Origin of the sequence: Actinopolymorpha sp. B11F2 (assembly GCF_040195635.1) — a bacterium.
Lineage (GTDB): Bacteria > Actinomycetota > Actinomycetes > Propionibacteriales > Actinopolymorphaceae > Thermasporomyces.
The window spans coordinates 1-1082 of sequence record NZ_JBEFTX010000061.1 but is presented as its reverse complement, the minus strand read 5'-3'; the positions used below and the strand labels follow the sequence as shown (position 1 = coordinate 1082).

Annotated in this window: 1 protein-coding gene; it reads left to right on the top strand. The window is 65.8% G+C overall.

Going from position 1 to position 1082, the window contains the following annotated elements; all coding sequences use genetic code 11:
• Window positions 1-118 precede the first annotated feature (118 nt).
• Window positions 119-955, top strand: a complete 837-nt coding sequence (locus tag ABN034_RS34215) for a class I SAM-dependent methyltransferase (protein ID WP_349695106.1) — start codon at window positions 119-121, stop codon at window positions 953-955.
• Window positions 956-1082: the final 127 nt, after the last annotated feature.

Below are 1082 nucleotides of genomic sequence, written 5' to 3'. Positions count from 1 at the left end.
GGAGCTCCCTCGCCGGACACCCGTATGCCTCGTCCTCGGCGTTGTAGTCCGGCGTTAGAGTGGTGATACTCGCGCGGCCGATGTCGTCCTGCGATCGCTTTGATTGAAAGGCGACAACGTGGTTGGCGACAGTGATGAGGGCCTAGTCGGGTCGGCGCTGGACGAACGCCGCCGCTGGGCGTTGGATCGTTCGAGGTTGTTCGATCAGGAAGCAGAACGCTACGACTGGTACCGACCGACGTATCCGGACGCCCTCATCGATGACCTGCTCGGCTCGAAGCCGGAAGGCATCCACGTTCTCAACGTTGGTTGTGGCACGGGGATCGCTTCGAGGCTGATGGCAGGGCGGGGCGCGAAGGTCCTCGGGGTGGAAGTCGCTCCGAGGATGGCCGAGATCGCTCGCGGCCCCGGGATCGACGTAGAGGTCGGTCCGTTCGAGGATTGGGAGCCTGCTGGTCGCACTTTCGACCGGGTTGTCTCGGCGCAGGCGTGGCATTGGCTCGACCGCGCCGTTGCGACCGCCAAGGCCGCCTCGGTGCTGCGGCCCGGCGGGCGCCTCTGCCTGATCTGGAATGCCGGATCTCCCCCTGACGACCTGGCTGATGCTCTCGCCGAGGTGTACGCCAGCGTGCTGCCGCCCCGCGTTCACACAGTCTTCACCGGTTACGCGGCAAACCGGTCAACAGACCGACGGTCCGGGTTCGGGTTGACCTCAGCCGCGATCGCCGCGGTACCCGACTTCGATGCCCCGACGGAGAAGTGGTTCGAGTGGACCCAGACCTACCACCGGGACCACTGGCTGGAGCAGCTTCTCTCACGCAGCGACCACACCGCGCTCGACCCAGCCGTTCAAGAGCAGCTGTTCGAAGGCATCGGAGCGGCTATCGATGACTTCGGTGGCTCGTTCGCGATGAACTTCGAAACCGTCCTCATCACCGCGACCCGGCTGGGGTAACCGCGCGAGCTTCGGACGCGGCTCCATACGAGCGGTGTTCGGGGCCAGTCCACCGCCGTCCGGTAGGAGAACGGTGCGCCCGAACACCGCGATGACACATCACAGGAGCAGCGTTCCGACCGGGGCC